The organism is Pseudomonas sp. PDM32, assembly GCF_019219225.1.
GTDB lineage: Bacteria > Pseudomonadota > Gammaproteobacteria > Pseudomonadales > Pseudomonadaceae > Aquipseudomonas > Aquipseudomonas laurylsulfatiphila.
This window is the reverse complement of the sequence record NZ_JAHUWE010000012.1, coordinates 252956-278675: the sequence shown is the minus strand read 5'-3', so window position 1 is coordinate 278675 and position 25720 is coordinate 252956. Positions and strand designations below refer to the sequence as shown.

Here is a 25720-nt window from a genome sequence, read left to right as displayed (position 1 = left end):
ACTTCGGAGCCAATCCGGTCGGGCAGGACTTGCTCAATATCACGGCGCTGGGGATCAACAGCGCGACGTTCGCTGCCAACGTGACCATCACGGCTAACGGGGCAGACACGGTGGTAGGGATCGGGGCAGATACCATTCACCTTGTCGGTGTCAACAGCGCGGCCGTTGATCAGACGGACTTCATCCTGGCCACTTGAGGTCCTGGCCAGTACTGTCGCAGGGAGCGTGGACCATGGAGGGGAGGGCAATGGATGCCCTCCCTTTTTCCTTCCACTCAATGACCCATGGTGAATCGGGGGGCCAGCAGCGTACTGGAGCTCACTAACGCAGGTTGGAACCGGGCTCCTGGTCTGGCCCGCGCATTCCAAATTCTGGTGCCACCGTTTTACCTTCTGCTGAATGCCTACGCATTGCACATTGCGTTCAGCTGCCGCTGTGCTCAATTATAAGTTGGCGTAATACTTCGAATAATAAATAGAAAATTGACTAATCATGGTCCCGGAACGAAAAATCATCCCCAGACCGGCGCCGTCAGAGCGCCGCGGATTTGCCGTTTCCCTCCTGCCAGAAAAATAACCAAAGGAGCCCGACCCATGAAGCCTCAAGCTTCGTCCCAGCCGCGCCGTGCGGCAGCCGCTGCCTTTATTGGCACCATGATCGAGTGGTACGACTTTTACATCTACGCCACCGCCAGCCGCGCTGGTGTTCGGCGCGCTGTTCTTCCCCTCCGACGACAAACTGTTCAGCACCATGGCGGCATTCGGCACCTTTGCCGTGGGCTTCTTTGCGCGGCCGTTGGGCGGGATCGTCTTCGGCCATATCGGTGACCGCATCGGCCGCAAGAAGTCGCTGATCATCACCTTGTTGATGATGGGCGTGGTCACGGTGTGCATCGGCTTGCTGCCGACCTACGCGCAAATCGGCGCGGCGGCGCCGGTGCTCCTTATTTTGCTGCGCATCGTCCAGGGCATCGCCGTGGGTGGCGAGTGGGGCGGGGCGGTGTTGATGGCCGGCGAGCATGCGCCGAAAGGCCGGCGCAATTTCTTCGCCTCGTTTGCACAACTGGGCAGCCCGGCGGGATTGATCCTCTCGCTGCTGGCCTTCAGCGCCGTCACCCGTCTGCCGGAAGAAGACTTGATGAGCTGGGGCTGGCGCTTGCCGTTCCTCGCCAGTTCGCTGTTGCTGCTGGTGGGCCTGGCGATTCGCCTGGGGGTGAATGAGTCGCCGGAATTTCTCGCCAGCCGCGAGCAAGCCAGTAAAAACCAGCGCAAGGAACAGGCGCCGGTCATGGAAGTACTGCGTACCGCGTGGCGTCCGCTGTTGCTGTGCATCGGCGCCAACACCCTGGGGATCGCCGGGGTGTATTTCACCAACACCTTCATGATCGCCTACACCACCCAGCAACTTGAACTTCCTCGCTCGCTGATTCTGGAGTGCCTGTTCTTCGTCGCGATCATCCAGTTCTGCATTCAGCCGCTGGCGGCCTGGATCGCCGAGAAGATCGGCGCGACCCGCTTCCTGTGCCTGGTGTCGCTGCTGGCCATGGCCTCGCCATACCCGATGTTCGTGCTGGTCAGTTCGGCCCAGGCGCCGCTGATCATCCTTGGCATTGCGTTGGCCGTGGTGTGCATGGCGTCGTTCTACGCGGTGATCGCCGGCTACGTCAGCGGCATGTTCGAGACCCGCGTGCGCTACACCGCGATTTCCCTGGCATATCAGATTTGCGGTGCGCTGGCCGGTGGTCTGACACCGCTGATCGGCACCATGCTGGCGCACAGGTTCACTGGCCAATGGTGGCCGATGGCGGTGTTCTACAGCCTGATCGCCGCGACTTCGCTGCTGTGTGTCCTGTCCCTCGCCCGTCGCCATGCCAGCGCTGAACGCCTGGAACTGGCCAAGGCCTGAAACGAATATTCCTGGAGAACTCATGTTGAAGATTAATGGCGAACGCCTCTGGGCGAGTCTGATGGCAATGGCCGAAATCGGCGCCACCGCCCGTGGCGGCAGCTGCCGCCTGGCCCTGAGCGACGAGGACAAGGCCGGTCGCGAACTCTTTGCCCACTGGTGCCGCGAAGCCGGCATGACCCTGAGTGTGGATGCCATCGGCAACCTGTTCGCCCGTCGCGCCGGCACTGATCCTGACGCGGCACCGGTGATGATGGGCAGTCACCTCGACACCCAGCCCGAAGGCGGGCGGTTCGATGGCGTGTACGGCGTGCTCGCCGGCCTGGAAGTGGTGCGTTGCCTGAACGATTTGGGGATCCAGACCCGCAAGCCACTGGAAGTGGCGGTGTGGACCAACGAAGAAGGCGCACGCTTCACCCCGGCGATGTTCGGCTCGGCGGTGTTCACCGGCATCATGGCGCTGGACGCCGCGCTGGCGGTGCGCGACATCGATGGCATCAGCGTCGCCGAGGCACTGCAGCACACCGGTTATGCCGGCGAGCGCCCGCTGGGGGGCGCGGTGGATGCCTACTTTGAAGCCCACATCGAGCAAGGGCCGATCCTCGAAGACAACGCCAAGAGCATCGGCGTCGTCAGCGGCGGCCAGGCGATTCGCTGGCTCGACGTGCGGGTCGAAGGCATGGCGGCCCACGCCGGCACCACGCCTATGCCGCTGCGCAAGGATGCCTTGTACGGCGTGGCGCAGATGATCCAGGCCATCGAAGCCCTGGCGGCGGACTTCGCCCCCGAAGGCCTGACCACCGTTGGCGAGTTGAGCATCAACAAATCGTCACGCAATACCATTCCGGGGCTGGTGAATTTCACCGTCGACCTGCGTCATCACCGTGACGAAACCATCGAGGCGATGGAGCAACAGGTCCGTGCGCGGCTTCAGGCGATAGCCGACAGTCGCGGTTTGAAACTGGCGATCACCCCGCACTGGATCAGCCCGGCAACGCCGTTCGACGCGGACTGCGTGGCGGCGGTGCAACAGGCCGTGGATGGGCTGGGCTACGCTCAGCAATCGATTGTCAGCGGCGCCGGGCATGACGCGATCCACCTGGCGAGGTTCTGCCCGACGGCGATGGTGTTCATCCCGTGGGTGGGCGGATTGAGCCACAACGAAGCGGAAGACGTGTTGCCTGAGGATGTGCGGCAGGGTACGGATGTGTTGCTCAATGCGGTGCTGTCTCGTGCCGAGAAAATCGACTAAACGCAATCCCTGTGGGAGCGAGCCTGCTCGCGATAACGGTGTGTCATTCAGCAGTGATGGTGGCTGACACTCTGCATTCGCGAGCAAGCTCGCTCCCACACTGACAGGTATGCATTCCATGCGCAGTTTTTTCCACCCAGAACAATTGCTCCACCATCCACGCAGTTACTACTCCCGTGGCCAGATGCGCACGCCGCAGGAAGTGCCGGAGCGTGCGCAGCGCCTGGTGCAGGCGTCTCATGCCTTGGGTTTCAAGGTCGAGCAACCGGCCGACGCCGGGCTCGCTCCACTGCTTGCGGTGCATGGCGCACCGTACCTGCAGTTTTTGCAGGAAGCCCATCAGCGCTGGAAAGAGATTCCCGAGGATTGGGGCGATGAGGTGATGTCGAACATCTTCGTCCGCGAACCGAATGCCCTGCGCGGGATACTCGCCCAGGCTGCGCGTTATCTGGCCGATGGCAGTTGCCCGGTGGGTGAGCAGACCTGGCGTTCGGCCTACTGGTCGGCGCAAAGCGCCATCGCCGGCGCCCGGGCGTTGCTCGATGGCGAGCCGGCAGCCTATGCCTTGTGCCGTCCACCGGGCCACCACGCCCGGGCCGAAGCGGCGGGTGGTTTCTGCTATGTGAACAACGCGGCCGTGGCGGCCCAGGTATTGCGCGAAGGGTTCGCACGGGTGGCGGTGCTCGACACCGACATGCACCATGGTCAGGGCATTCAGGAGATTTTCTACGACCGTGACGACGTGCTCTACGTTTCGGTGCACGGCGATCCGACCAACTTCTATCCGGGTGTCGCAGGCTTTGCCGAAGAACGCGGTACCGGGGCGGGCGAGGGTTTCAACCTCAACCTGCCGATGGCCCATGGCGCCAGCGAGGCCGACTTTCTCGAACAACTGGAGGTAGCGCTGAAGGCGGTGACGGACTTCGGTGCCGAGGTGCTGGTGCTGTCCCTGGGCTTCGATATTTTCAAACTGGACCCGCAAAGCAAAGTGGCGGTGACCCGCGAAGGGTTTGCCGTGCTCGGCGAGCGGATCCGCAGCCTCGGGTTGCCGTGCCTGATCGTGCAGGAGGGCGGGTATCACCTGGAGAGTCTGGAGGATAATGCCAAGGCGTTTTTTGTGAGCCCTGAGGTGTGGCAGCTCTGAGTTTGTGGCGAGGGGGCTTGCCCCCGTTGGGCTGCGCAGCAGCCCTAAAACCAGCGACCTTTTGCTCACGGAAATACGACGTTCGTCGGTTTACGACTGCTGCGCAGCCGAACGGGGGCAAGCCCCCTCGCCACAGGACTTGCCATAGCCCTTACGTTAACGTAAAGATTGCGGCAGGGCGCCGACGTATGAAGGCGCAAGGGCGGACGACCCGGAGCGCTTGATGACGCTAATAAAAACAAACTCCCCCAAACTGCATCGCGAAGCCCGGCTGGCCCGGGAAAAGCTGCACCTGGAAGGCGAAGTGCCGGATGGCGTCCTGCGTGCGGAAATCGATGCCTCGTGGCGACGCAGTCTGAGCCATGGCGTGCATTTCAATGCCACGCACGAGCTGGCGCTGGAATCGAGCGCCAGCCTGGACCTGTTGTTGGCCAGCAATCGCCTGCTGATCGACGCCGCGTTGCCGGCCATCGATTACCTGGCCGAGCGTCAGGGCAAGGAAGGGCTGATCATCCTCGCCAATTCCGACGCCACCATCCTCGCCGTCGAAGGCCGCGCCGACCGCCTCAAGGGCAGTGGTCTGCAAGACATCACCCTCGGTGCCTGCTGGAGCGAAGCGGTCCGTGGCACCAACGCCCTCGGCACGGCACTGGTGGAAGCCCGGCCGACTCTGATCGATTGCGGCGAACATTATCTGGACCGTCTCAGTGATTTTTCCTGCACCTCGGTGCCGATCCATTGCCCACAAGGCGACATCCTTGGCGTTCTCGACCTGACCCGCGAAGGCCCGCTCGGCCGCGCCCACGACAGCACGGCGCTGCTGGCCATGGCCGTCAGCCAGATCGAAAGCCGGGTGTTCAACGCCAGTTATCCGGACGAAATCGTCCTCGCCTTCCACAGCCGTCGCCAATACCTCGAATCCCCGTGGCAAGGCTTGCTGGCGGTGAGCCTTGGCGGGCAGATCCTCGCGGTCAGCGCCCAGGCTTGTCAGTTGCTCCACGCCGAGCGCTCGGCCCTGGTCGGTCGGCGCTGCGAGGAGTTTCTCGGTGTCGACGGCCTGCAATTGTTGGCGCGCCTGCATCAGGGCGGCACCGGCAGCCTGCAGACCGCCAAGGGTGAATTCTTCTATAAAACCCTGCGCGCGCCACAACGCTCGATCAACGTCGGCAGCCCGCCGCGCACTGTGGCGAAACCGGCCAAGGCGCAACCGGATCTGGAAGCGCTCGCCGGCAGCAACAGCCGTTACGCCCGAGCCCTGCGCATGGCCCGTCAAGGGCTGGCCAACGAACTGCCGGTGTTGTTATTGGGCGAAACCGGCACCGGTAAAGAGGTGATCGCCCGCGCCCTGCACATGGCCGGCGCGCGCTGCGACAAACCCTTCGTAGCGGTGAACTGCGCGGCCATTCCCGAGGGCCTGATCGAGTCCGAACTGTTCGGCTACCGCGAAGGCGCGTTCACCGGTTCACGCCGGGGCGGCATGATCGGCCGCCTGCAACAGGCCCATGGCGGCACCTTGTTCCTCGATGAAATCGGCGACATGCCCTTGGCCTTGCAGGCCCGACTGTTGCGGGTGTTGCAGGATCGCAAGGTCGCGCCACTGGGCGCCGGCGAAGAGCAGGACATCGACGTCGCGCTGATCTGCGCCACCCACCGCGACCTCAAGCGGCTGGTGGAAGATAAACACTTTCGCGAGGACCTGTTCTACCGGGTCAACGGCATCAGCGTGATGCTCCCGGCCCTGCGCGAACGCGAAGATTTCGCCGCGCTGGTCAGCCGCCTGCTGGGGACACTGGGCGCACCCGCCGTGGTCCTGCACGATGATCTCGATCGCTTGCTCAGCGGCTATCACTGGCCGGGCAATATCCGCCAGCTGGAGATGGTCCTGCGCACCGCGCTGGCCATGCGCGAACCGGGTGAAACCGTGCTGACCCTCGACCACCTGCCCGACAGCATGCTCGACGAATTGACCGCCAGCGAACGGCCCCAGGCCGGCAGCATCCGGGAAAATGAACTGGAGCTGATCCGTCAGTCCCTGGACACGCATCAGGGCAACGTCTCGGCCGCCGCCGACGCCCTGGGCATCAGCCGCGCGACCCTGTATCGCAAGCTCAAACAGTTGCGCTCCTGATGCAACGCCTGATCGTCCGGCTGATCGACAGCCAGAACCCCGAGGCCTTGCAGGCGTCGCTGCGCTGGCTGTACAGCTTCGTGCGCCCCCATCGGTTGGCGATTGCCGGGCTGCTGGGCTTGTCGGTCTGCGCTTCGGCGTTGGTGCTGGTGCAACCATGGCTGACCAAGCTGTTGATCGACGACGGCCTGCTGGCGCGCAACTTCCCGATGCTGGTGCTGATCGCCGGGCTGATGATCGTTGCCGGGCTATTAGGCACGGCGCTTTCGGGCATCAACCGCTACCTGCACACGCGACTGTCCGGGCGCATGCTGTTTGCCTTGCGCGATGACCTGTACCGGCATCTGCAAACCCTGTCGCCGAGCTTTTACGGTCAGCGGCGCATCGGCGACCTGATGTCGCGCCTCGATGGCGACGTCGCGGAGATTCAGAGGTTCGCCGTGGACTCGCTGTTCTCGGCGGTGTCGAGCGTGATTGGCCTGGTGGTTGCCATCGCGATGCTGGTGACGCTGTCGTGGAAGCTCTCGCTGCTGGCCCTGGTACTGATCCCCCTCGATGTCCTCTGGCTGCGCTGGATGCGGCGCAAGGTCGAGCGCGATGTGCGGCAGTTGCGCGAGCGCTCGGCGGACATGTCGTCGTTCATGGTCGAGACCTTGCCGGTGATGAAGTTCATCCAGTCTGCCGGCCAGCAACAGCGCGAAGCGCGGCGCCTCGAAACGCTGGGGCAGGGCTACATGAGCCAGTTGCTGCGCCTGCAAGTCACCGAGTTTTTCACCCAGGCCGTGCCGGGTACGCTGACCTCGCTGTCCCGGGCCTGCGCCTTTTTGATCGGCGGATACTGGGTGGTGCAGGGCACCTGGCAGCTCGGTGCGCTGATTGCGTTTTCCACCTACCTGGGGATGGCCGTGGGGCCGGTACAGAGCCTGCTCGGGCTCTACGTGGCGATTCAGCGGATGACCGTCAGCCTCGGCCGGGTCATGGAGTTGCGCGGCGAACAGCCGACCGTGTCGACGCCTGCCAGGCCACGGCCGATGCCCGATGGCGGCGATCTCTGGTTCGACAACGTGCACTTCGCCCATCCCGGTCGCCAATCGACCCTGCGCGGTATCGAAGCGCGGATTCCCTACGGTTTGAAAGTGGCCCTCAGCGGCGGTTCGGGCGTCGGTAAATCTACCCTGATCGACCTGCTGCAACGGCATCACGATCCGCAATCGGGCCGGGTCCTGCTGGGCGACGTCGATGTGCGCGAGCTGGACCTGTTCCAGTTGCGTCGGCGCATTGCCATCGTCAGCCAGGACATCGTGCTGTTTCGCGGCAGCCTCGCCGACAACCTGGCTTATGCGGTGCCGGACGCCAGTCGCGAAGCGATTGCCGAAGTGGCGCGCCTGGCGCAACTCGACAGCCTGATCGAGTCCTTGCCCGAGGGCCTCGACAGTCCGCTGGGCGAGCGCGGCCAGCAGTTGTCCGGTGGACAGAAGCAGCGCATCGCGATTGCCCGGGCGCTGTTGCAGGACCCTTTAATTCTGGTGCTCGATGAAGCGACCTCAGCGGTGGACGAAGCCACCGAGCGCGAAGTCATCGACGCCATCGACCGCTTGTTTGCCGCACGCACGCGCATCCTGATCAGCCATCGCCCTTCAACCCTGGCCGATGCCAATCTGCGTTTCGAATTGCTCGACGGCGTGCTGACCTCGAAAACGGTGCTGCATGAAACCTGAGTTGCGCGTGGGTGTGGTGGACAGCGGCCATTCGGCGGCGCAACGGGTGCAAGTGATCGCCGGTCGGCGCTTTTCATTGCTCGAAGACGGCCTGGCCGAGGGCGACTTGCGCGAGGATCCGCTGGGGCATGGCAGTGCGGTGATCGAGGCGATTGGCCGGCGTGCACCCTCGGCGCTGTTCTGCGTGGCCCAGGTGTTCGACCAGCGCGGTGTCACCAGCGCCTTGCAGATCGCCACCGCGATTGACTGGCTGGTGGCGCAGAACGTGCGACTGATCAATCTGAGCCTCGGCCTGCGCCAGGATCGCAGCCTGTTGCGCGCGGCCTGCGCGGCAGCGGTGGCACGGGGCGTGCTGTTGTGTGCGTCGAGTCCGGCCCAGGGCGAAGGGGTGTTTCCGGCCAACTATCCGCAGGTGCTGCGGGTGACCGGCGATGCGCGCTGCTCCGAACAGGAATGGTCGTGGCTCAACAGCGCCCAGGCGGATTTCGCCGCCTGTGTGCATGGCACGTACCCGGGGCAATCCGGGGCGAGCCTCGGTTGCGCCGCGTTGAGCGGGCACATCGCCGGGTTCCTCGTCGAGCAGCCTGATGCCTGCAACGAGCAGATCATCGAGTTTCTGCGACAGAACGCACGTTATCGTGGCCCCGAACGGCGTTTCGGGCCATGACAGCGATTGTGATTCTGGGTGCGGGGCCGGCGGGCGCGGCGGTGGCCTTGGGGCTGCGGCGAATGGGTTACGCCGTGACACTGGTCAGCGAGTGGCGCCGCTTTGCTGCGCTGGAAGGCGTGTCCGTGCGGGTGTTGGAAGCGTTACGCGGCGCGGGCCTGCAACAGGCGTTAGCGCAAGCGGCGTTGCCTTCGCAGCGACAGGTGAACTGGAACGGCCAGCAGCATGCGCAGAACGTTGAATACCTGCTTGATCGCCCGACCTTTGATCGCGGCTTGCGCGAGGATTTGCGCTTGGCTGGAGTTGATCTTGTTGAAGGTCGAGTGCTGTCGGTACAGACCTGCGCAACCGGACATCAAATTGAAATCGACGGCCACGAGTCGCTGGTAGCGGACTTTCTGGTGGAGGCCCGCGGACGCCAGGCGCCGACCCTCGGTAAAGGCTTGCGCGGACCGGAGACCGTCAGCCTGCTCAATCGCTGGCAGGGCACGCCGGGCAGCACCGCCAGCGCCGTGGAAAGCCTTGCCGACGGCTGGGCATGGATGGCGCGCCGGGCCGACGGCCAGTGTTACTGGCAATGGACGGTGGATGTGGCCAGTGCCGGGTTGCCGGGCAAGGCCATGTTGCTCGATTACTGCCGGCAAAAACGTGGGGAGTCGGCAGTGGCCCGTGGTTTTTTCGGCGGCGAACCGGAGCTGGATTTGCAGCTGCATGCCCGCAGCAGCACGGCGATTCTCCACCCGCAGGTGTGCGGCGATAACTGGATTCGGGTCGGCGATGCGGCGATGGCCGTGGACCCGTTGTCGGGCAATGGCGTCTTTCAATCGCTCTCCTCGGCGTTGCAGGCACCGACGGTGATCAACACGCTGTTGTGCAAGCCTGAGCGAGCGGCACTGGCCCGGCGCTTCCACCAGCAGCGGGTGGAACAGCTGTTCCTGCGGTTCGCGCGGATCGGCCGGGATTTCTATGCCGATGAGCAGCGTTGGCTGGATCAGCCATTCTGGCAGGCCCGACGGCAATGGCCGGATGCTGAAATCGCCCATGCCGAGGCGGATTTCAATGCGCTGAGGATTGAGTGGGCGCCGGTGTTGCGTGATGGGTTGGTCGATGAGGCCGAGGTGGTGATCACGGCGGATCAGCCGTTGGGCATTTGGCATGTGCATGGGGTTGAGGTGGCGGCGTTGGTGCAGAGGTTAAAGCAGGGAGAGCCGGCGGATCAGGTACTGGCCGGGTTGACGGTGCAGCAGGGGCGGATGGTTCGCAGCTGGTTGCTGGGCCAGGGATTCAAACCTTGAATGAAGAACGTCCGGATCCGGCGAAAAAGCCTGTTCTCCCAGCACAAAGCATCGTAGTTTACGCGCCATAACGACAAGGATTTTTGGGGTGTAAGTGGGAGCCTATCGTCTGCTACTGGCCGTTCTGGTGGCCGTTTCTCATATGGGCAAGACGTTCATGGGGCTAAACCCCGGCGTGATTGCCGTGATTTCCTTCCTGATCATCAGCGGTTTCGTGATGACCTCGCTGATCGAACGCAACTACGAGGCACCGGAGAAAGTCGGCCTGTTCTACCTGGACCGTGCCCTGCGGCTCTATCCTCAATTCCTGTTTTACTTCGTGGTTTCCTGTGGGGTGATCTATTTCCTGTTGCCCGGCACGCCTCAAGCCGCCGAGTTGACGCTGCGCAACATCGCCGCAAGCCTGGCTATTGTGCCACTCGACTTCTACATGTTTGGAGCAGCGGGATCGTGGATCTTGCCGCCGGCCTGGTCTTTGGGGCTAGAGATGTGCTTCTACCTGGTGATCCCTTTCCTGATCATCTACAGGGCGCGAGGCGTTGCGTTTGCTCTATCCGTTGTGGTCTTCATGGCCGCGTGCCTGGGTTTCATCAACACCGACCTTTACGGCTACCGTCTATTGCCAGGTGTGCTGTTCATGTTCCTGTGCGGCAGCTACCTGTACAAAGCGCAGCCGAAGGCGTTAGCGATCGCTGCTGGCACCGCCGTGACGGCGGCCCTGATGTTTGTGGCCATCATGGCGGGGTGGATAGAGCGCCGACCGTTCAATGCAGAAGTGACCGCCGGCATAGCGTTGGGCGTGCCCGCCGTGTACCTGCTGACAAAGCTCAAGTTTCACCGGATTGACGAGTTCCTCGGCAATATCAGCTACGGGGTGTTCCTGAATCACTATGTGGTGATGTACTTCCTGCACGCTGTCTGGTCGGTTGCCTACGATTGGGCCATTGTTGCAACAGTGCTGTCCTTGTCGTTGCTGCTCAGCGGCGTTTCGTACTACTGCGTCGAACGGCCGGCCCTGAAGCTTCGTCACGCGCTTCGGGCCGGCGTAAAATATGGAGTGGGTCAACCGCAGGGCCGCGAAACAGCGGCGTAGTGGCTGGGGGGCGCCTTCGCGGGCAAGCCCGCTCCCACCGGGGAACACATTTCAATGTGGGAGCGGGCTTGCCCGCGAAAACGGACTAAAGAACGCCGCAAATTACAGCTTGATCAACACCGACTTCAGCTCGGTGTAATGCTCGATCGCCGCATACCCCATTTCACGCCCGACCCCGGACATCTTGTAGCCGCCGAACGGCAACGCCGGGTCCAGCGCGCTGTGGCAGTTGACCCACACCGATCCCGACTTGATGCGCGGAATCATCCGGTGCACCGCCGCCAGATCATTCGACCAGATGCTCGCCCCCAGGCCGTAGGGGCTGTCATTGGCCATGCGCAGGGCATCGGCTTCGTCATCGAAGGGAATCGCCACCAGCACCGGGCCGAAGATTTCTTCCTGCACCAATGAGTGCTTCTGATCGACATCGACAATCACAGTCGGCTTGACGAAGAACCCCGGCCCGAACTGTTCACCACCGCAGGTGATGGTCGCGCCGCTTTCCCGGCCCTTTTCGATGTACCCGTACACTCGCTCCTGCTGGCGCGCCGAGATCAAGGGGCCCATGTCGACGCTCGGGTCCAGGCCATTACCGAGTTTCATCGCGTTGGCGATGTCGCTGATATCAGCCACCACATTGTCGAAATGCTTGCGCTGCACATACAGCCGCGAACCTGCGCAGCAGACCTGGCCCTGGTTGAAGAAAATCGCGCTGGCAGCCCCGGCCGCGGCAGTTTTCAGGTCGGCGTCGGCCATGACGATGGTCGGCGACTTGCCGCCCAGTTCCAGGGTGACCCGGGTCATGGAGTCCATGGCGATCTTGCCGATCTGCTTGCCCACCGCGGTGGAGCCCGTGAAGGTCAGTTTGTCCACCAGCGGATTGTGGGTCAGGGCGGAACCTGCGGTGATGCCGGTGCCGGTGACCACGTTGAACACGCCTTCGGGATAACCGGCCTCCAGCACCAGCTCCGCGAGTTTCAGTGCGGTCAGCGGGGTTTCATCGGCGGGTTTGAGCACCACGGTACAACCGGTGGCCAGGGCCGGGCCGAGTTTCCAGCAGGCCAGCAGCAGCGGGAAGTTCCAGGCAACGATGGCACCGACCACGCCCACCGCTTCACGACGGATGAAGCTGTGGAACTGATCGTCGGGCATCAGCGGTGCCGACACGTCAACCGTCGAGCCTTCGATCTTGGTCGCCCAGCCGGCCATGTAACGCAGGAAGTCGATGGCCAGTTGCACGTCCATCACCTGGGCCACGGCCGCGCTTTTACCGTTGTTCAGGCATTCCAGTTGCGCCAGCAACTCGGCGTCGCGCTGCATCAGGTCGGCGAGTTTCCACAACAGGTTCTGCCGCTCCCGGGGGCGGGTGCGGGTCCAGGACGAATCGTCGAATGCCTGGCGTGCGGCGAGTACGGCACGATCGACATCCTCCGGCGTTGCCCGTGGCACCACGCACAGCACTTCACCGGTGGCCGGATTGTGCAGGGGCATGGTCTGGCCGTCGGCGGCCTCGACCCAGTCGCCGCCGATGAGCATGCGTGGGGCGCGCTGGATGAACGCCGAAGTGGCGGGAAGCAGGTGTGGGAGCGACATGATGAAACCTCGTCTTGTTCGTGTGGCGAGGTCTTTCGCAATGGCTGTGCCAGTTGTGCTTGTTTGATTGGAACCCTGATCGGATGGGCCTCTTGGGCTATTTGCCGATGACAGGGGAACAAGTGAGCGTCGCAAATTGCGACAGTGAGGATCAAAAGATCGCAGCCTGCGGCAGCTCCTACACTGGAATCGGCGTGCACCTGTAGGAGCTGCCGCAGGCTGCGATCTTTTGATCTTGATCCTATGCTTGTCTCAGAGTGAAACAACTGTCGCGAAATTGGACGCCTGTCGTCTGCTTCAGAAGGCGTCAATAGCCCTGTATTTCAACTAAATGCTTGATAAAGAACACTATTCATAAGCTGGCACGCTCCGTGTATTGCTCATCGCAGACGTTTCTCTTGCCTCCGTCAGCGGTTCACCGCCGGCGGCAGAAACCATAAAAACGCTAAGTCACAACAATAAGAACGCACCGTGCGAGGTTCGACGTTGATGAAGAGAAAACTCCGATCAGGCATGAGCGCCAGCCTGCTGGCCGTAGCGGCTTGCGTAGCGCTGCATTCGCCCTATAGCCTGGCAGCCCGCGACGCCCAGACCATCCTCAAGGAAACCTGTCAGGGCTGTCATACCCCCGAAACCGATAACGCCCTGAGCCGCATCAGCCACCAGCGCAAGACGCCGGAAGGCTGGCTGATGAGCATTGCCCGCATGCAGACCATGCACGGGTTGCAGATCAGCGACGACGACCGTCGCACGCTGGTCAAATACCTGGCCGATACCCAGGGCCTGGCGCCGAGCGAAACCGACGGCGTGCGTTATGCGCTGGAGCGCCGGCTCAATACCGTTGAGCAATTCGATGAGCAGACCAGCCAGATGTGCGGCCGCTGCCACTCCGGTGCGCGGGTGGCCCTGCAACGGCGTCCGGCCCAGGAATGGGAGCGCCTGGTGAACTTCCACCTCGGCCAATGGCCGTCGCTGGAATACCAGGCCATGTCCCGCGACCGCGACTGGTTCGATCTGGCCCGCAAAGAGATGGTGCCGCTGCTGGCCAAGCGTTATCCGCTGGACAACCCGGCCTGGAAAAAATGGCAGAGCGCCGCACCGAAAAGCGAAGCCCTGGCGGGTGACTGGAGCTTCAGCGGCCACTTGCCGGGCAAAGGCGAGCTGGCCGGTGTCATGAGCGTAACCGCCGACGGCAGCGACACCTTCAAGGTCAACGTCAAAGGCCAGTATGCCGACGGCACGCCATTCAACGGCGACGGCAGCGCGATTCTCTACACCGGCTATGAATGGCGCGGCAACGTGACCATCGATGGCGTGACCATGCGCCAGGTGTTCGCCGCGCAAGGCAATGCCATGCAGGGCCGGATGTTCGAGGCCGAGCACGACGAACGCGGCCTGGACTTCGTCGCCGCCAAACAGGGCTCCCAACGTTTGCTGGCGGTGCAACCGGGCTACGTGAAGGCCGGCAGCGAAACCGAAGTGACCCTGATCGGCAGTGGTCTTTCCGGCAAGCCGAATTTCGGCAAAGGCGTGGAAGTGGTCGAAGTCGTCTCGCAGAGCCCGGAGCAGATCAAGGTCAAGCTCAAGGCCGCCGCCAATGCCCAGCCGGGCGCGCGTGCAGTCACCGTCGGCACGCTGAAAGGCCCGAGCCTGTCGGTGTACAGCAAGATCGACGCAGTCAAGGTCGTGCCTGAGTTCTCGGTGGCACGGATCGGCGAGGGTGGCGGTTCGACGCCGAAAGTCCAGGGCCGTTTCGATGCTGAGGCCTGGGGCAAGGGCGCCGATGGCAAGCCGTACCGCATCGGCGTGTTCCCGGCGCAGTGGAAGGTCGAAGCCTTCGACGACCGCGCCAAGGAAGACGAAGACGTCAAGTTCGCCGGCACCATGCAGGCCGACGCGGGCGTATTCACACCGGGCGATGCCGGGCCGAACCCGGCACGCAAGATGTCCACCAACAATGCCGGCAACCTCAAGGTGATCGCCGCCGTCGACGACGCAGGGAAATCCCTGACCGGCGAAGGCCACATGATCGTGACCGTGCAACGCTGGAACAATCCACCCATTCCATGAGTTGACTGATCTCTCACGGTTTCAGACATCTTTTTGGAATGACCGCAGGCCCCGCCAAGCGGGGCCTGCACAGGAGGTTGGCAATGGGCGCTATCTTGAATCTGGTCGAACGCAACCTGCACGAAGTGCAGGTCGATGCCGACCGCATGCTGTTTCACATCCCCAGCAGTTCGCTGTTCGCCAGCGATGAACTGACGGGCACCATCATCGATACCCTGCGCGGTCCCGGCTGTTCCTCGGACGACCTGATCCAGCGCCTGGCGGCGCGCTTCAACGGCGAGGAAATCACCGAGACCCTGCGCGAACTGATGGCCCTGGAACTGGTCAGCGACGGTTCGCCGCTGACCCCGGACATCGCCACCAAACGGGTCGAGCGCACGGCGATCAACACCGTGGTGCTGAACGTCAACACCGGCTGCAACCTGAGCTGCACCTACTGCTACAAGGAAGACCTCGACAAGCCGTCGGCCGGCAAGAAGATGGACGTCGAAACGGCCATCGCCTCGGTGGAAATGCTGCTGCGCGAATCGCCGGACGAAGAGCGTTTCACCGTGGTGTTCTTCGGCGGCGAACCGCTGAGCAACCGCAAGCTGATCGAGTACATGGTCGATTACTGTGAGAAGCGTTTTCGCGAGGCCGGCAAGTTCGTCGAATTCGTCATGACCACCAACGCCACGCTGCTCACCGAAGAAACCGTGGACTACCTCAATGCCCACCGTTTCGGGCTGTCGGTGAGCATCGATGGGCCGAAGACCGTGCACGACCGCAACCGCATCACCGTGGGCGGGCAGGGCACCTATGACGTGGTGCGGCGCAAGGCCGAGATGCTGCTGTCACGCTACAACAGCCGTCCGGTGGGCGCGCGCGTGACCTTGACCACCGGCGTCACCGATGTCGAGACCATCTGGGATCACTTGTTCAACGAACTGGGTTTCGCCGAAGTCGGCTTTGCCCCGGTGACGTCGGGCGATATCAGCAGCTTCAACCTGACCAGCGACGAGTTGATCGAAGTCTTCGCCAACATGAAAAAACTCGGTCGGCGCTATCTGGAAGCGGCGCTGGAGCACCGCAACATCGGGTTCTCCAACCTGCACCAGTTGATCACTGACATCCACGAAGGCCACAAAAAGGCCCTGCCGTGCGGTGCGGGCCTGAAGATGCTGGCGGTCGATCACAAGGGCGAGTTGAACCTGTGCCACCGCTTTACCGGTTCGAGCCTGCCGACCTTCGGCAACGTGCACAGCGGCGTCAAGCAGGTGGAGTTGAACGACTTCCTGTCCCAGCGCCTGGACCGCACCAACACCGGTTGCGAAGATTGCCAGATCCGCAACCTGTGCTCCGGCGGTTGCTACCACGAGAGCTACGCCCGCTACGGCGACCCGACGCACCCGACCTATCACTACTGCGAACTGATGCGTGACTGGGTCGACTTCGGCATCGAGGTTTACACCCGGATCATGGCCCATAACCCTGCGTTCATCAGCAGTTACATCACTCCGCGCAAGGCTCACTGATATGAAACATCTCAAGGCAATCAATAACAAAGCGTTGAAGCTGGATCAGGCCGCGGACGAGAACCGCATTGAGGAAGTGGTGGCCATGAGCTCCGTGGCGGGCTGTGCCTCGACCACCGACCCGGGCTGGGAAATCGATGCGTTCGGCGGTGTGTCGTCACTGTGCCAGCCGATGGAGGCCGACCTCTACGGGTGCTCCGACCCTTGCTGGTGGCCGGCCCAGGTGCCCGACATGATGAGCACCTACCCGGACTGGAACAAGGATGCCCAGGCGTCCAACGAAAACTGGCGCAACCTCGGCACTGTCTTCCCCAAGGACAAGTGATGCCCTTGAAAGCAGCGTATAACAAGAAGGATTCCAGCATGCACAGCATCAAAGCCTGCGGCCTGGCCGCGTTTGCCGTCCTGAGCAGTTGTTCGGTCAGTGTCCTGGCCGATGAAAACACCGCGCTGCAGGACGGTCACGAATACATGTTGACCACCAACTACCCCAACAACCTGCACGTGATCGACCTGGCCACCGACACCTTGTACAAGACCTGCAAGATGCCCGATGCCTTCGGCCCCGGCACCGTGCAACTGTCGCCGGACCGCAAGACCGCCTACGTGCTGAACAACCACTACGCGGATGTCTACGGCGTCGAACTGGACAGTTGCAAACAGGTGTTCCACGCCAGCATCACCCAGAAGCCGGGTGAGAAGGCCAGGTCGATGTTCGCCTTCACCCTCAGCCACGACGGCAAGGAGCTGTTCACCATCGCCAACCCGACGCTGATGATGAACGACCGCTACGAAGTGCAGCAGCCCCGGCTCGACGTGTACAAGACCGACGCCGGCATGGATGCCAAACCGGTGCGCAGCTTCCCGGCGCCAAGGCAGCTGACCATCATGCAGAGTGGCGACGACGGCACCCTGTATGTGGCGGGGGCGGACGTCTACAAGGTCAATGTGCAGACCGGCAAGTTCGACGTGCTGATCCCCAGCCGTCACTGGAAACGCCCGAACTACAGCGCGCCGGACGTGCTCTACGTGTGGAACCAGCAGACGTATCGGCACGACTTCTCGCTGCTCTACACCGCCGCGAAATTCAAGGACAAGAAGCAGGACCCGGCCACCGCCGAATACCTGTACGGCCTGTTCAGCGTCGACCTGAAAACCGGCAAGACCGAAACCACCGACTTCGGGCCGCTGACGGAAATCTATTTCAGCGGCATGCGCTCGCCCAAGGACCCGAACCTGATGTTCGGCGTGCTCAATCGCCTGGCCAAGTACGACATCAAGGAGAAGAAAATGCTCCAGGCGGCGACGCTTGATCACTCCTACTACTGCATTTCCTTCAACAAGGACGGCAGCAAGATCTACCTGGCCGGGACGTTCAACGACGTGGCGATCTTCGATGCCGACAGCCTGAAACAGACGGGCAGCATCAAATTGCCGGGCGGGGACATGGCGATTACCACGGCGCAGATTTTCGTCCGGTAATTGCGGCGACTGAACTGACGCCTTCGCGGGCAAGCCCGCTCCCACAGTGGATTTGTGGTGTGGTCACTATTGTGTAAACACCGCTGAACCCTGTGGGAGCGGGCTTGCCCGCGAAGAGGCCCGCAAAAACACTGAAAATCTCAGCCCCCTGGCACCGGACAACTCATATCCCCCTCCTGGCATTTCAGGTAGTTCTTGAACGTCTGCACCCGCGCCTTGGTCAATTCCGTCACGCAGTTGCTGTAGATCAGCGGATACACACTCCCGCCTTCCACCCCGGACGCCGAGAACTTGCACTCGGCATCGCGGAACGCCACCCACGCCCGCTGCGCACCCACCAGCAGCTTCTTGTTGTCCGGGTTGCCCTTGAATCGCGAAGTGATCTGCTGGTACAGCGCATTCAATTCCTTGTCGGCGGCCGCATTCTGTTGCGCCGCGCACTGGTTCATCGTCGCCTGGTCGCTGGCGTTGTCGCAGTCCACGGCGACCGCCATGGAGGTGAACAGCAGAGGCGTCAATGCCAATAGTAAGCGTGGGTTCATGCCGGATTACTCGCTGTGACCGAATGTTGAGGTGCAGTGTAGCCTTGTGACGGATTCAGTCCGCTACGCTTGCCACTGCAAATGCTTTCACCAGCGATTGCCATTCGATGCTTTTCAGCAGAGAGCGTAAGCAGTTTCGAGCCTCTGACTTTGTGATTGCCCCAGAACTTATCCGCGCAAATGCAACCGAATATCTCATGCATGGTTGATTGCGCATCCCGATTGGTACAACTTTAGGGTTGGTCTTGTGGTCTTACTGACCTACTGTTCAAGTACAGGAGGTGACTTATGAACCCAGCATCTGATCGCATCGAAAGGAAAATCCTGCTCAAGGCCAAGCGTTCGCAGGTCTGGCGCGTGCTGGCCAATGCCGAAGAGTTCGGACAGTGGTTTGGCGTGGCGCTGCAAGGCAAGCGTTTTGTGGCAGGCGAGTGGACCCAGGGGCAGATTACCTACCCCGGTTATGAGCATTTGCGCTGGAATGTACTGGTGGAGCGGGTCGAGCCGGAACGGCTGTTTTCGTTTCGCTGGCACCCTTATGCGATAGAGCCGGAGTTCGATTACTCCCAGGAACCCACCACCCTGGTGAAATTCGAACTTGAAGACATGGATGAAGGCACGCTTCTCAAGGTGTCCGAGTCGGGTTTCGACCACATTCCCCAGCATCGTCGCCTCAAGGCGTTCCGTATGGACAGCCGTGGTTGGGATGAGCAGATGAGCAACATCGAACAGTTTCTTGTGGAAAAGGCCAAGGCCCACGAGCTTCAGGGTGACTGACCAGTGCCTGGCCGTCGAAAGTCAGCTGGAGGCCTTTAAGCTCGAGGCTTCCAGGCCAGGTGCCTGAGGCGTCTAAGGGTTTTCGGAAGGTGGCTTATAGCGAATGTCTTACACGCGATGGTAGTGATATCGCCTGTTACAATTTGGATCCGATGCGTATTCTGGCCTCACCCACTGAAGCACAGGATGTGCTCAGGATCACGGATGATCGACCATATGCAAGGAACGCTGCGACAAGGAGTCGTCATGGTCTTGGAAAAACCCGCTTCGGCGGGTTTTTTTGTGACCGCAGGAAAGGTCGGGGCGGCAGCAAGCGGATGTCCGCCGCCGTTTTCTTACTGACGATCGAGTTTCGCCGCTGCGCGCTCGGTGATTTCCGCCCGCAGCTTCAATGACCCCGCAGCCCGCTGGCGAGCCTCTTCCAGCACACTGGCCGGCGCCGTCTCGGGGCTGCCCGCCGTAAACGGCGGGGCCGGAGCGTATTCCAGTTGCAACTGCACCAACTTGGCGGTGGCCGGGTCGAACAGCTCGGCGGCCAGGGTCAGGGCGAAGTCGATACCGGCGGTGATCCCGCCACCGGTCAACAGATGGCCGTCGCGAACCACCCGATCCTTTACCGGGATTGCGCCCAGCGGCTTGAGCAACTCGTGATAGGCCCAGTGAGTGGTGGCGCGTTTGCCCTTGAGCAATCCCGCCGCGCCCAGTACCAGTGCGCCGGTGCACACTGAGGTGATGTACCGGGCGTTGGCGGCCTGGGCCCTGAGGAAGTCCAGGGTCTGGTCATCTTCCATCAACGGCCCCACGCCACTGCCACCGGGTACGCAGATCACGTCCAGTGCCGGGCAATCGTCGAAGGTGGTCGTCGGTTTCAACAGCAGGCCGGTGCTGGCGGTGACCGGCATCAGGTCCTTCCAGATCAGATGCACTTTCACATCCGGCAGCGAGGCCAGTACGTCATAAGGGCCGGTCAGGTCCAGTTGCTGAACCTGTGGAAACAACAGAAAGCCGATCTGCAACGTCATGGTGTTTTTCTCGTGAAGTGGGTGGACGGTTCAACTGTAGGCTCGTAGGATTTGGCGTATACGCCAATATCCCCACGAATTACGCCAAATGTCGAAAACCATCCATGTACTCGCGTTCGCCAACGTGCAATTGCTCGACGTTACCGGGCCGTTGCAGGTCTTCGCCTCGGCCAACGACATTGCCCGTCAGCAAGGCCTGCCGCCACCCTACGCGCCGACGGTGATTGCCAGCGGCGGTGGGGCGGTGATGTCGTCGGCGGGCCTGGCGCTGTTGGCCGAACCCTTACCGGATGACGGCACTGACACCCTGATCATCGCCGGTGGCTGGGGTGTCTACGCGGCGGCGCAAGATGCGCCGTTGGTCACCTGGGTGCGCGAGCATGCCCGTGGCTGCCGACGGATTTCCTCGGTGTGTACCGGTGCGTTTCTGCTGGCGGCCAGCGGCTGGCTCGATGGCCGGCGGGTGGTCACCCACTGGACCCGCTGCGAGCAACTGGCGCAACAGCACCCGCGCTTGCAGGTCGAACCCAACCCGATCTTCATCAACGACGGCCCGGTCTGGACCTCGGCCGGCGTGACGGCCGGCATCGACCTGGCGCTGGCCATGGTCGAACAGGACCTGGGGCGCAACATGGCCCTGGAAGTCGCCCGACAACTGGTGGTGTTTCTCAAGCGTCCGGGAGGCCAGTCGCAATTCAGCGTGACTTTGTCCCTGCAACAGGAAGGCCAGCGATTCGACGAACTTCACGCCTGGATCAGCGAAAACCTGACCAAGGACCTTGGTATCCCGACCCTGGCCTTGCAGGCCGGCATGAGCGAACGCAGCTTCGTGCGCCACTACCGCGCCGACACCGGCCAGACCCCGGCCCGGGCCATCGAACTGATCCGCGTCGAAACCGCACGGCGTCTGCTCAGCGATACCGGTGTGCCGATCAAACGGGTGGCGGTGCAATGCGGCTTCGGTAGCGAAGAAACCCTGCGCCGCAGCTTCCTGCGGGCCATGGGGGTGACACCGCAGGCTTATCGGGAGCGGTTTTCGGTCAGTGCCGGAGTAGATCCAGTAGTGCCTTGAGTCACTTACTGCCTGAACTCGAACATTGTTTGATCCGTACTCAAGGCTGCCAAACAACCTTCTCCCCACTCAACCTGCGATCCAGAAAACACGCCGCACTGATCAACGCCAGATGCGTCAGCGCCTGCGGCGTGTTGCCCATGTGCCGCCCATGACTGTCGAACTCTTCGGCATACAACCCCAGCGGGTTGGCGTACCTGAGCAGCTGTTCGAACTCCAGGTGGGCCTTGTCGAGCTGGCCGGCGCGGGCCAGGCATTCGACGTACCAGAACGAGCAGGCGGCGAAAGCGCCTTCGCTGCCGGGCAGGCCGTCGATCCGGCTGTCGTCGTTGCGGTAGCGGTAGATCATGCCGTCGCGCACCAGGTTCTTTTCGATGGCTTGCAGGGTCGCCAGCCAGCGCGGGTCGCGGGCGCTGACGAAGCGCACCAGCGGCATCAGCAGCATCGAACCGTCCAGGCCGGTGCCGCCGATGTGCTGGACGAAATGCCCGCGCTCCTCATTCCAGAAGTTCTCCCAGATGTCGGCATGGATCGCCTGGCGGGTCTGGTCCCAGCGGGCGAACGGGGCGGGCAGCGAGCGTTTGGACGCGAGGCGGATGGCGCGGTCCAGGGCGACCCAGCACATCAGCCGTGAATGCAGGAAGTGGTACTGCTCACCGCGCATTTCCCAGATGCCGACGTCTTTTTGCTCCCAGGTTTCGCAGACCTGGTCGATGACTTCCACCGTGTGTTTCCACCCTTCATGGGAGATGGCTTCGCCGTACTTGTTGACCAGGTAAATCGCGTCCATCAGTTCGCCAAAGATGTCGAGCTGGACCTGTTGGTACGCCTGGTTGCCGATACGCACCGGTTGTGCGCCACCATGACCCGACAGGTGCGTCAGCTCGATTTCCGGCAACTCCTGGCGACCGTCGATGGCATACAGGATGTTGAGTTTCATCGGCTTGCCCCGACAGTCGCTGACCCGCCCGCGCAACCAGCGCATGTAGGCGTTGGCCTCTTCGACGAAGCCCAGGCGCATGAACGCATAGACGGTGAACGAGGCGTCGCGGATCCAGGTGAAGCGATAGTCCCAGTTGCGCTCGCCACCGGGGCTTTCCGGCAGGCCGAAAGTAGCCGCGGCGAGAATGGCGCCGTGCTTGCGCGAGGTCAGCAGCTTCATGGCCAGTGCCGAGCGGTTGACCCTCTCGCGCCAGCGCCCGCGGTAGTTGGACTGGCCGATCCAGTCGCGCCAGAACTTCAGGGTGCGTGTCAGGCACAGATCGGCGGCACCCTCCTTGAAGCGTGGGTCGCCAGGCGCACCGAGCAGGAACTGGGCGGTCTGGTCTTGCTCAAGGGTGAACTGCGCGACCGCCCCATTGGCATCAATGTGCATGGCTTGATCGGCGCACAGGCGCAGGGACGGCTGGTCGGCAGCCGCGAAGATCACGTCATTCTTATCCATGCTCGCGCGGGTGCTGGCGCGGGCGTAGTCATGGCGCACCGCGCAACGCATGTGGAAGGTGGCGCGGCCGTTGACCACGCGGATCCGCCGCATCAGCAGTGGCAGGTCGTCTTCGGTGTCGCCGACGGGCAGCAGGTCGGTGAGCTCGACCACCGCCCGGTCACTGAGCCAGCGGGTTTGCAGCACGTTGGTGTCGGGCAGGTAAATCTGTTCGCGTCGGGCGTCGGGCAAGTCCGGTGACAACTGGAAAATCCCCGCCTCGGGGGTGTCCAGCAGCGAGCAGAAGATCGACGGACTGTCGAACTCCGGCCAACAGAAAAAATCCACGCTGCCCTTGTCGTTGACCAGCGCCGCGCTGCGCATGTCGCCGATGATGCCGTGGGCGTCGATGGGGCTTTGGCGTTCGGGGTGATCAGCCATTGTCGCGCAACTCCGGGAGTCTGGGGCCTATTTAGCTGACTGGTCCGGGTGGTCGAGAGTTCATTTGGCGGGGAATGTGAGTTGTCTGTGAGGGCCTCTTCGCGGGCAAGCCCGCTCCCACATTGGACGGCGTACACAAATCAACTGTGGGAGCGGGCTTGCTCGCGAAGGGGCCTTCACATTCAACCAACAATTCCACGCTTCCCCCGCAATCAGCCGTTATGGCAACGTGCAGTCCCCTGATGAGACCTGACCCATGGCAAACCCCTATCGCGAGTTGTTCAAAGCCCCTGGCAGCGGCGCATTCGTGCTGGCCGGCATGCTCGCGCGCATGCCGATTTCCATGACCGGCATCGGCCTGATCACCATTCTCTCGCAGTTGCAGGGTGGCTACGGTCTGGCGGGCGCGGTGGCGGCGACGTTTGCCCTGGCCACGGCCTTTTGTGCGCCGCAGGTCTCGCGGCTGGTGGATCGGTATGGCCAGGGGCGGATTCTGCCGGTGGCGGCGCTGCTCGGCGGCGGGGCGCTGTTGTTGCTGTTGCTGTGCACGCGGTTGCAGGCGCCGCACTGGACGCTGTTTGTCTTCGCCGCGCTGGCCGGTTGCATGCCGAGCATGTCGGCGATGGTGCGGGCGCGTTGGACCGAGGTGTATCGCGGTCGCCCCGAGCTGCAGACTGCCTACGCTCTGGAATCGGTACTGGATGAAGTCTGCTTCATCGTCGGGCCGCCGCTTTCCGTTGGCCTGTGTGTGGTGGCGTTTCCCGAGGCCGGGCCATTGGCGGCCTTGCTGGCGCTGGCCGTCGGCGTCACCGCGTTCGTGTTGCAGCGCAGCACGGAGCCGCCGGTACATCCCCACGAAGATCACCATCAAGGCTCGATCATTCGCTCGCGCGACATTCAATTGCTGATGCTGTTGATGGTCGCCATGGGCACCATCGTCGGCGTGGTGGACGTGGTCAGCGTCGCCTTCGCCCAGCAGCAGGGCCAACCGGCGGCGGCGAGCATCGTGCTGTCGGTCTACGCCATCGGCTCGTGCCTGGCCGGGCTGGCCTTCGGCGCACTGCGTTCGAAAGTACCGCTGGCGCGCCTGTTCCTGTACGGCGGCGTGGCAACGGCGGTGACCACCTTACCGTTGTTGCTGGCGGCGAACATTCTCGGCTTGTCGCTGGCGGTGTTTGTCGCGGGGCTGTTTTTTGCCCCGACGCTGATCGTCGCCATGGCCCTGGTGGAACAGATCGTGCCGCCGGCCAAACTCACCGAAGGCCTGACCTGGCTGGTCACCGGGCTGAGCATCGGCGTAGCGATCGGCGCCGCCGGCTCCGGCTGGCTGGTGGACGCCTTCGGCGCGCGCAGCGGGTTCTGGCTGGCGATTGCGGCGGGGGCGCTGGTACTCGGCTCCGCGATCCCGAGCTATCGCCATCTGAAGTAAGGCCAACACAGTACCTGTGGCGAGGGAGCTTGCTCCCGTCGGGTTGCGCAGCGACCCAAAACATTCGTCCAGTTACACCGGATTCGCCGGTTTTACGACTGCTTCGCAGCCGAGCGGGAGCAAGCTCCCTCGCCACAGGTCTGAGTGCAGATCGACTCCGATGGGCGACTAATTCCCCGCGTGCCTCATCCGTTCTCCATACAGACAAACTTCGAGGAAATCCCGGTGACCCCGCTGACATTGCTGTGCCTGCCCTATTCGGGCGCGAGTGCCATGGTCTATAGCCGCTGGCGCCGCAATCTGCCGGAATGGCTCAAGCTGCAACCGGTGGAATTGCCGGGGCGGGGCGCGCGCTATGGCGAGCCCCTGCACACCGACATGCACCGCCTGGCGCTGCAGCTGGCCCACGAACAGAAGGCCACGCTCAAGGCCCCGTATGCGTTGTTCGGCCACAGCATGGGGGCGTTGCTGGCCTGCGAGATGGCCCACGCGTTCCGCTCCCTGGGTTGCCCGGAACCGGTCGCGCTGTTCGCCTCGGGCACCGCCGCGCCGACCCTGCGCGCCGACTACGACCGCGACTTTGCCCAGCCGAAAACCGATGCCGAGCTGATCGAGCAATTGCGCACCCTCAACGGCACCCGCGAAGAGATCCTGGCCAATGAAGAGTTGATGAGCCTGACCCTGCCGGTGCTGCGCGCGGACTTCCTGTTGTGCGGGCGTTTCGCACCGATCCAGCGCCCGTTGCTCAAGTGCCCGGTGCACGTGCTCGGCGGCAAGGCCGACCGCGCCACCACTGAGCAGTTGATCGGCTGGAGCCAGGAAACCTGCGGCAGTTTCTCGGTGGACATGCTGGCCGGCGGGCACTTTTTCATCCATGAGCAGGAGGCCAAGGTGCTGCGGGTGATCAAGGACCAGCTTGAGGGGCATCATCGGCGGCATTCCATGGCTGCCGTGGGTTAACACCACTCCCGAACTTCACCAGCCCCCTGTGGGAGCGGGCTTGCTCGCGAAGAGGGAGTGTCAGCAACATACCCGTTGCCTGACACACCGCCTTCGCGAGCAAGCCCGCTCCCACAGGGGTATTTATCAACCTGTTTTTCCGCGCTTCGCCTTTCGCCTGATCCGCTAATTTTTCCCGCCTGCATTCGTTTTA

At 62.7% G+C, this 25720-nt stretch carries 20 protein-coding genes and 1 pseudogene; 17 read left to right on the top strand and 4 right to left on the bottom strand.

Annotated features, from left to right (window positions below):
* The 9 genes and pseudogenes from KW846_RS22865 to KW846_RS22825 form a co-directional block, all read left to right on the top strand.
* Positions 1–197, top strand: a 197-nt coding sequence (locus tag KW846_RS22865) for a hypothetical protein (RefSeq protein WP_218485517.1), incomplete at its 5' end; no start/stop codon positions are given.
* A 396-nt stretch (positions 198–593) separates the two neighbouring features.
* Positions 594–1905 (top strand): annotated as a pseudogene (locus KW846_RS22860) (MFS transporter).
* A 22-nt stretch (positions 1906–1927) separates the two neighbouring features.
* Positions 1928–3157, top strand: coding sequence for a Zn-dependent hydrolase (locus tag KW846_RS22855; RefSeq protein WP_218485515.1), 1230 nt, complete (start codon positions 1928–1930; stop codon positions 3155–3157).
* A gap of 118 nt (positions 3158–3275) precedes the next feature.
* Positions 3276–4301, top strand: a complete 1026-nt coding sequence (locus KW846_RS22850) for a histone deacetylase family protein (protein WP_218485512.1) — start codon at positions 3276–3278, stop codon at positions 4299–4301.
* Positions 4302–4524: 223 nt separating this feature from the next.
* A complete protein-coding gene (locus tag KW846_RS22845; protein WP_218485510.1) occupies positions 4525–6429 on the top strand; it encodes a sigma-54-dependent Fis family transcriptional regulator in 1905 nt (634 codons plus the stop codon).
* On the top strand, positions 6429–8147 hold the full coding sequence (locus KW846_RS22840) for an ABC transporter ATP-binding protein (protein ID WP_218485508.1): 1719 nt from the start codon (positions 6429–6431) through the stop codon (positions 8145–8147). Before KW846_RS22845 ends, KW846_RS22840 begins: the two co-directional genes overlap by 1 nt.
* Positions 8137–8814, top strand: a complete 678-nt coding sequence (locus KW846_RS22835; protein ID WP_218485506.1) for a S8 family serine peptidase — start codon at positions 8137–8139, stop codon at positions 8812–8814. Before KW846_RS22840 ends, KW846_RS22835 begins: the two co-directional genes overlap by 11 nt.
* Positions 8811–10109, top strand: coding sequence for a tryptophan 7-halogenase (locus KW846_RS22830; RefSeq protein WP_218485504.1), 1299 nt, complete (start codon positions 8811–8813; stop codon positions 10107–10109). The genes KW846_RS22835 and KW846_RS22830 overlap by 4 nt, the downstream gene beginning before the upstream one ends.
* Before the next feature lie 94 nt (positions 10110–10203).
* Positions 10204–11202 (top strand): acyltransferase, encoded by a 999-nt coding sequence (locus KW846_RS22825; RefSeq protein ID WP_218485502.1) that lies wholly within the window; start codon positions 10204–10206, stop codon positions 11200–11202.
* A 102-nt stretch (positions 11203–11304) separates the two neighbouring features.
* On the opposite strand, the gene KW846_RS22820 is transcribed toward KW846_RS22825, so the two are convergent.
* Positions 11305–12795, bottom strand: coding sequence for an aldehyde dehydrogenase (locus KW846_RS22820; RefSeq protein WP_218485500.1), 1491 nt, complete (start codon positions 12793–12795; stop codon positions 11305–11307).
* Between the two features lie 489 nt (positions 12796–13284).
* Between KW846_RS22820 and peaA the strand changes: the two genes are divergently transcribed.
* The 4 genes from peaA (at position 13285) to peaD (ending at position 17861) form a co-directional block, all read left to right on the top strand.
* The gene (peaA, locus tag KW846_RS22815; protein ID WP_218485499.1) at positions 13285–14865 is read left to right on the top strand and encodes a quinohemoprotein amine dehydrogenase subunit alpha; all 1581 of its coding nucleotides are present in this window, start codon (positions 13285–13287) and stop codon (positions 14863–14865) included.
* Between the two features lie 83 nt (positions 14866–14948).
* A complete protein-coding gene (peaB, locus tag KW846_RS22810) occupies positions 14949–16379 on the top strand; it encodes a quinohemoprotein amine dehydrogenase maturation protein (RefSeq protein ID WP_007971077.1) in 1431 nt (476 codons plus the stop codon).
* Between the two features lies 1 nt (position 16380).
* Entirely contained in the window at positions 16381–16704 is a 324-nt protein-coding gene (gene qhpC / locus KW846_RS22805; protein ID WP_007971075.1) for a quinohemoprotein amine dehydrogenase subunit gamma, read from the top strand.
* A gap of 38 nt (positions 16705–16742) precedes the next feature.
* On the top strand, positions 16743–17861 hold the full coding sequence (gene peaD / locus KW846_RS22800; RefSeq protein WP_116581592.1) for a quinohemoprotein amine dehydrogenase subunit beta: 1119 nt from the start codon (positions 16743–16745) through the stop codon (positions 17859–17861).
* A gap of 140 nt (positions 17862–18001) precedes the next feature.
* On the opposite strand, the gene KW846_RS22795 is transcribed toward peaD, so the two are convergent.
* Entirely contained in the window at positions 18002–18403 is a 402-nt protein-coding gene (locus tag KW846_RS22795; protein WP_218485496.1) for a lysozyme inhibitor LprI family protein, read from the bottom strand.
* 288 nt (positions 18404–18691) lie between these two features.
* On the opposite strand from KW846_RS22795, the gene KW846_RS22790 reads away from it, so the two are divergent.
* Entirely contained in the window at positions 18692–19180 is a 489-nt protein-coding gene (locus KW846_RS22790) for an SRPBCC family protein (protein WP_218485493.1), read from the top strand.
* Positions 19181–19515: 335 nt separating this feature from the next.
* Here the strand turns inward: KW846_RS22790 and inhA are convergent, their stop codons facing one another.
* On the bottom strand, positions 19516–20202 hold the full coding sequence (inhA, locus tag KW846_RS22785) for an isonitrile hydratase (RefSeq protein ID WP_218485491.1): 687 nt from the start codon (positions 20200–20202) through the stop codon (positions 19516–19518).
* An 88-nt stretch (positions 20203–20290) separates the two neighbouring features.
* Between inhA and KW846_RS22780 the strand changes: the two genes are divergently transcribed.
* A complete protein-coding gene (locus tag KW846_RS22780) occupies positions 20291–21274 on the top strand; it encodes a GlxA family transcriptional regulator (protein ID WP_218485488.1) in 984 nt (327 codons plus the stop codon).
* A 40-nt stretch (positions 21275–21314) separates the two neighbouring features.
* On the opposite strand, the gene KW846_RS22775 is transcribed toward KW846_RS22780, so the two are convergent.
* Positions 21315–23138 (bottom strand): glycoside hydrolase family 15 protein, encoded by a 1824-nt coding sequence (locus KW846_RS22775; protein ID WP_218485486.1) that lies wholly within the window; start codon positions 23136–23138, stop codon positions 21315–21317.
* A 256-nt stretch (positions 23139–23394) separates the two neighbouring features.
* On the opposite strand from KW846_RS22775, the gene KW846_RS22770 reads away from it, so the two are divergent.
* Entirely contained in the window at positions 23395–24567 is a 1173-nt protein-coding gene (locus KW846_RS22770) for an MFS transporter (RefSeq protein WP_218485484.1), read from the top strand.
* 225 nt (positions 24568–24792) lie between these two features.
* A complete protein-coding gene (locus KW846_RS22765; protein ID WP_218485481.1) occupies positions 24793–25527 on the top strand; it encodes an alpha/beta fold hydrolase in 735 nt (244 codons plus the stop codon).
* The last annotated feature ends 193 nt before the right edge of the window (positions 25528–25720 follow it).

Bases quoted from the DNA above. Each gene is read 5' to 3' on its own strand.
- KW846_RS22850 (WP_218485512.1), top strand. From the start codon at position 3,276: ATGCGCAGTTTTTTCCACCCAGAACAATTGCTCCACCATCCACGCAGT.
- KW846_RS22840 (WP_218485508.1), top strand. From the start codon at position 6,429: ATGCAACGCCTGATCGTCCGGCTGATCGACAGCCAGAACCCCGAGGCC.
- KW846_RS22790 (WP_218485493.1), top strand. From the start codon at position 18,692: ATGAACCCAGCATCTGATCGCATCGAAAGGAAAATCCTGCTCAAGGCC.
- peaB (WP_007971077.1), top strand. From the start codon at position 14,949: ATGGGCGCTATCTTGAATCTGGTCGAACGCAACCTGCACGAAGTGCAG.
- KW846_RS22780 (WP_218485488.1), top strand. From the start codon at position 20,291: ATGTCGAAAACCATCCATGTACTCGCGTTCGCCAACGTGCAATTGCTC.
- peaD (WP_116581592.1), top strand. From the start codon at position 16,743: ATGCACAGCATCAAAGCCTGCGGCCTGGCCGCGTTTGCCGTCCTGAGC.
- KW846_RS22855 (WP_218485515.1), top strand. From the start codon at position 1,928: ATGTTGAAGATTAATGGCGAACGCCTCTGGGCGAGTCTGATGGCAATG.
- KW846_RS22835 (WP_218485506.1), top strand. From the start codon at position 8,137: ATGAAACCTGAGTTGCGCGTGGGTGTGGTGGACAGCGGCCATTCGGCG.
- KW846_RS22845 (WP_218485510.1), top strand. From the start codon at position 4,525: ATGACGCTAATAAAAACAAACTCCCCCAAACTGCATCGCGAAGCCCGG.
- KW846_RS22770 (WP_218485484.1), top strand. From the start codon at position 23,395: ATGGCAAACCCCTATCGCGAGTTGTTCAAAGCCCCTGGCAGCGGCGCA.
- KW846_RS22830 (WP_218485504.1), top strand. From the start codon at position 8,811: ATGACAGCGATTGTGATTCTGGGTGCGGGGCCGGCGGGCGCGGCGGTG.
- KW846_RS22775 (WP_218485486.1), bottom strand. From the start codon at position 23,138: ATGGCTGATCACCCCGAACGCCAAAGCCCCATCGACGCCCACGGCATC.
- KW846_RS22820 (WP_218485500.1), bottom strand. From the start codon at position 12,795: ATGTCGCTCCCACACCTGCTTCCCGCCACTTCGGCGTTCATCCAGCGC.
- inhA (WP_218485491.1), bottom strand. From the start codon at position 20,202: ATGACGTTGCAGATCGGCTTTCTGTTGTTTCCACAGGTTCAGCAACTG.
- qhpC (WP_007971075.1), top strand. From the start codon at position 16,381: ATGAAACATCTCAAGGCAATCAATAACAAAGCGTTGAAGCTGGATCAG.
- KW846_RS22795 (WP_218485496.1), bottom strand. From the start codon at position 18,403: ATGAACCCACGCTTACTATTGGCATTGACGCCTCTGCTGTTCACCTCC.
- peaA (WP_218485499.1), top strand. From the start codon at position 13,285: ATGAAGAGAAAACTCCGATCAGGCATGAGCGCCAGCCTGCTGGCCGTA.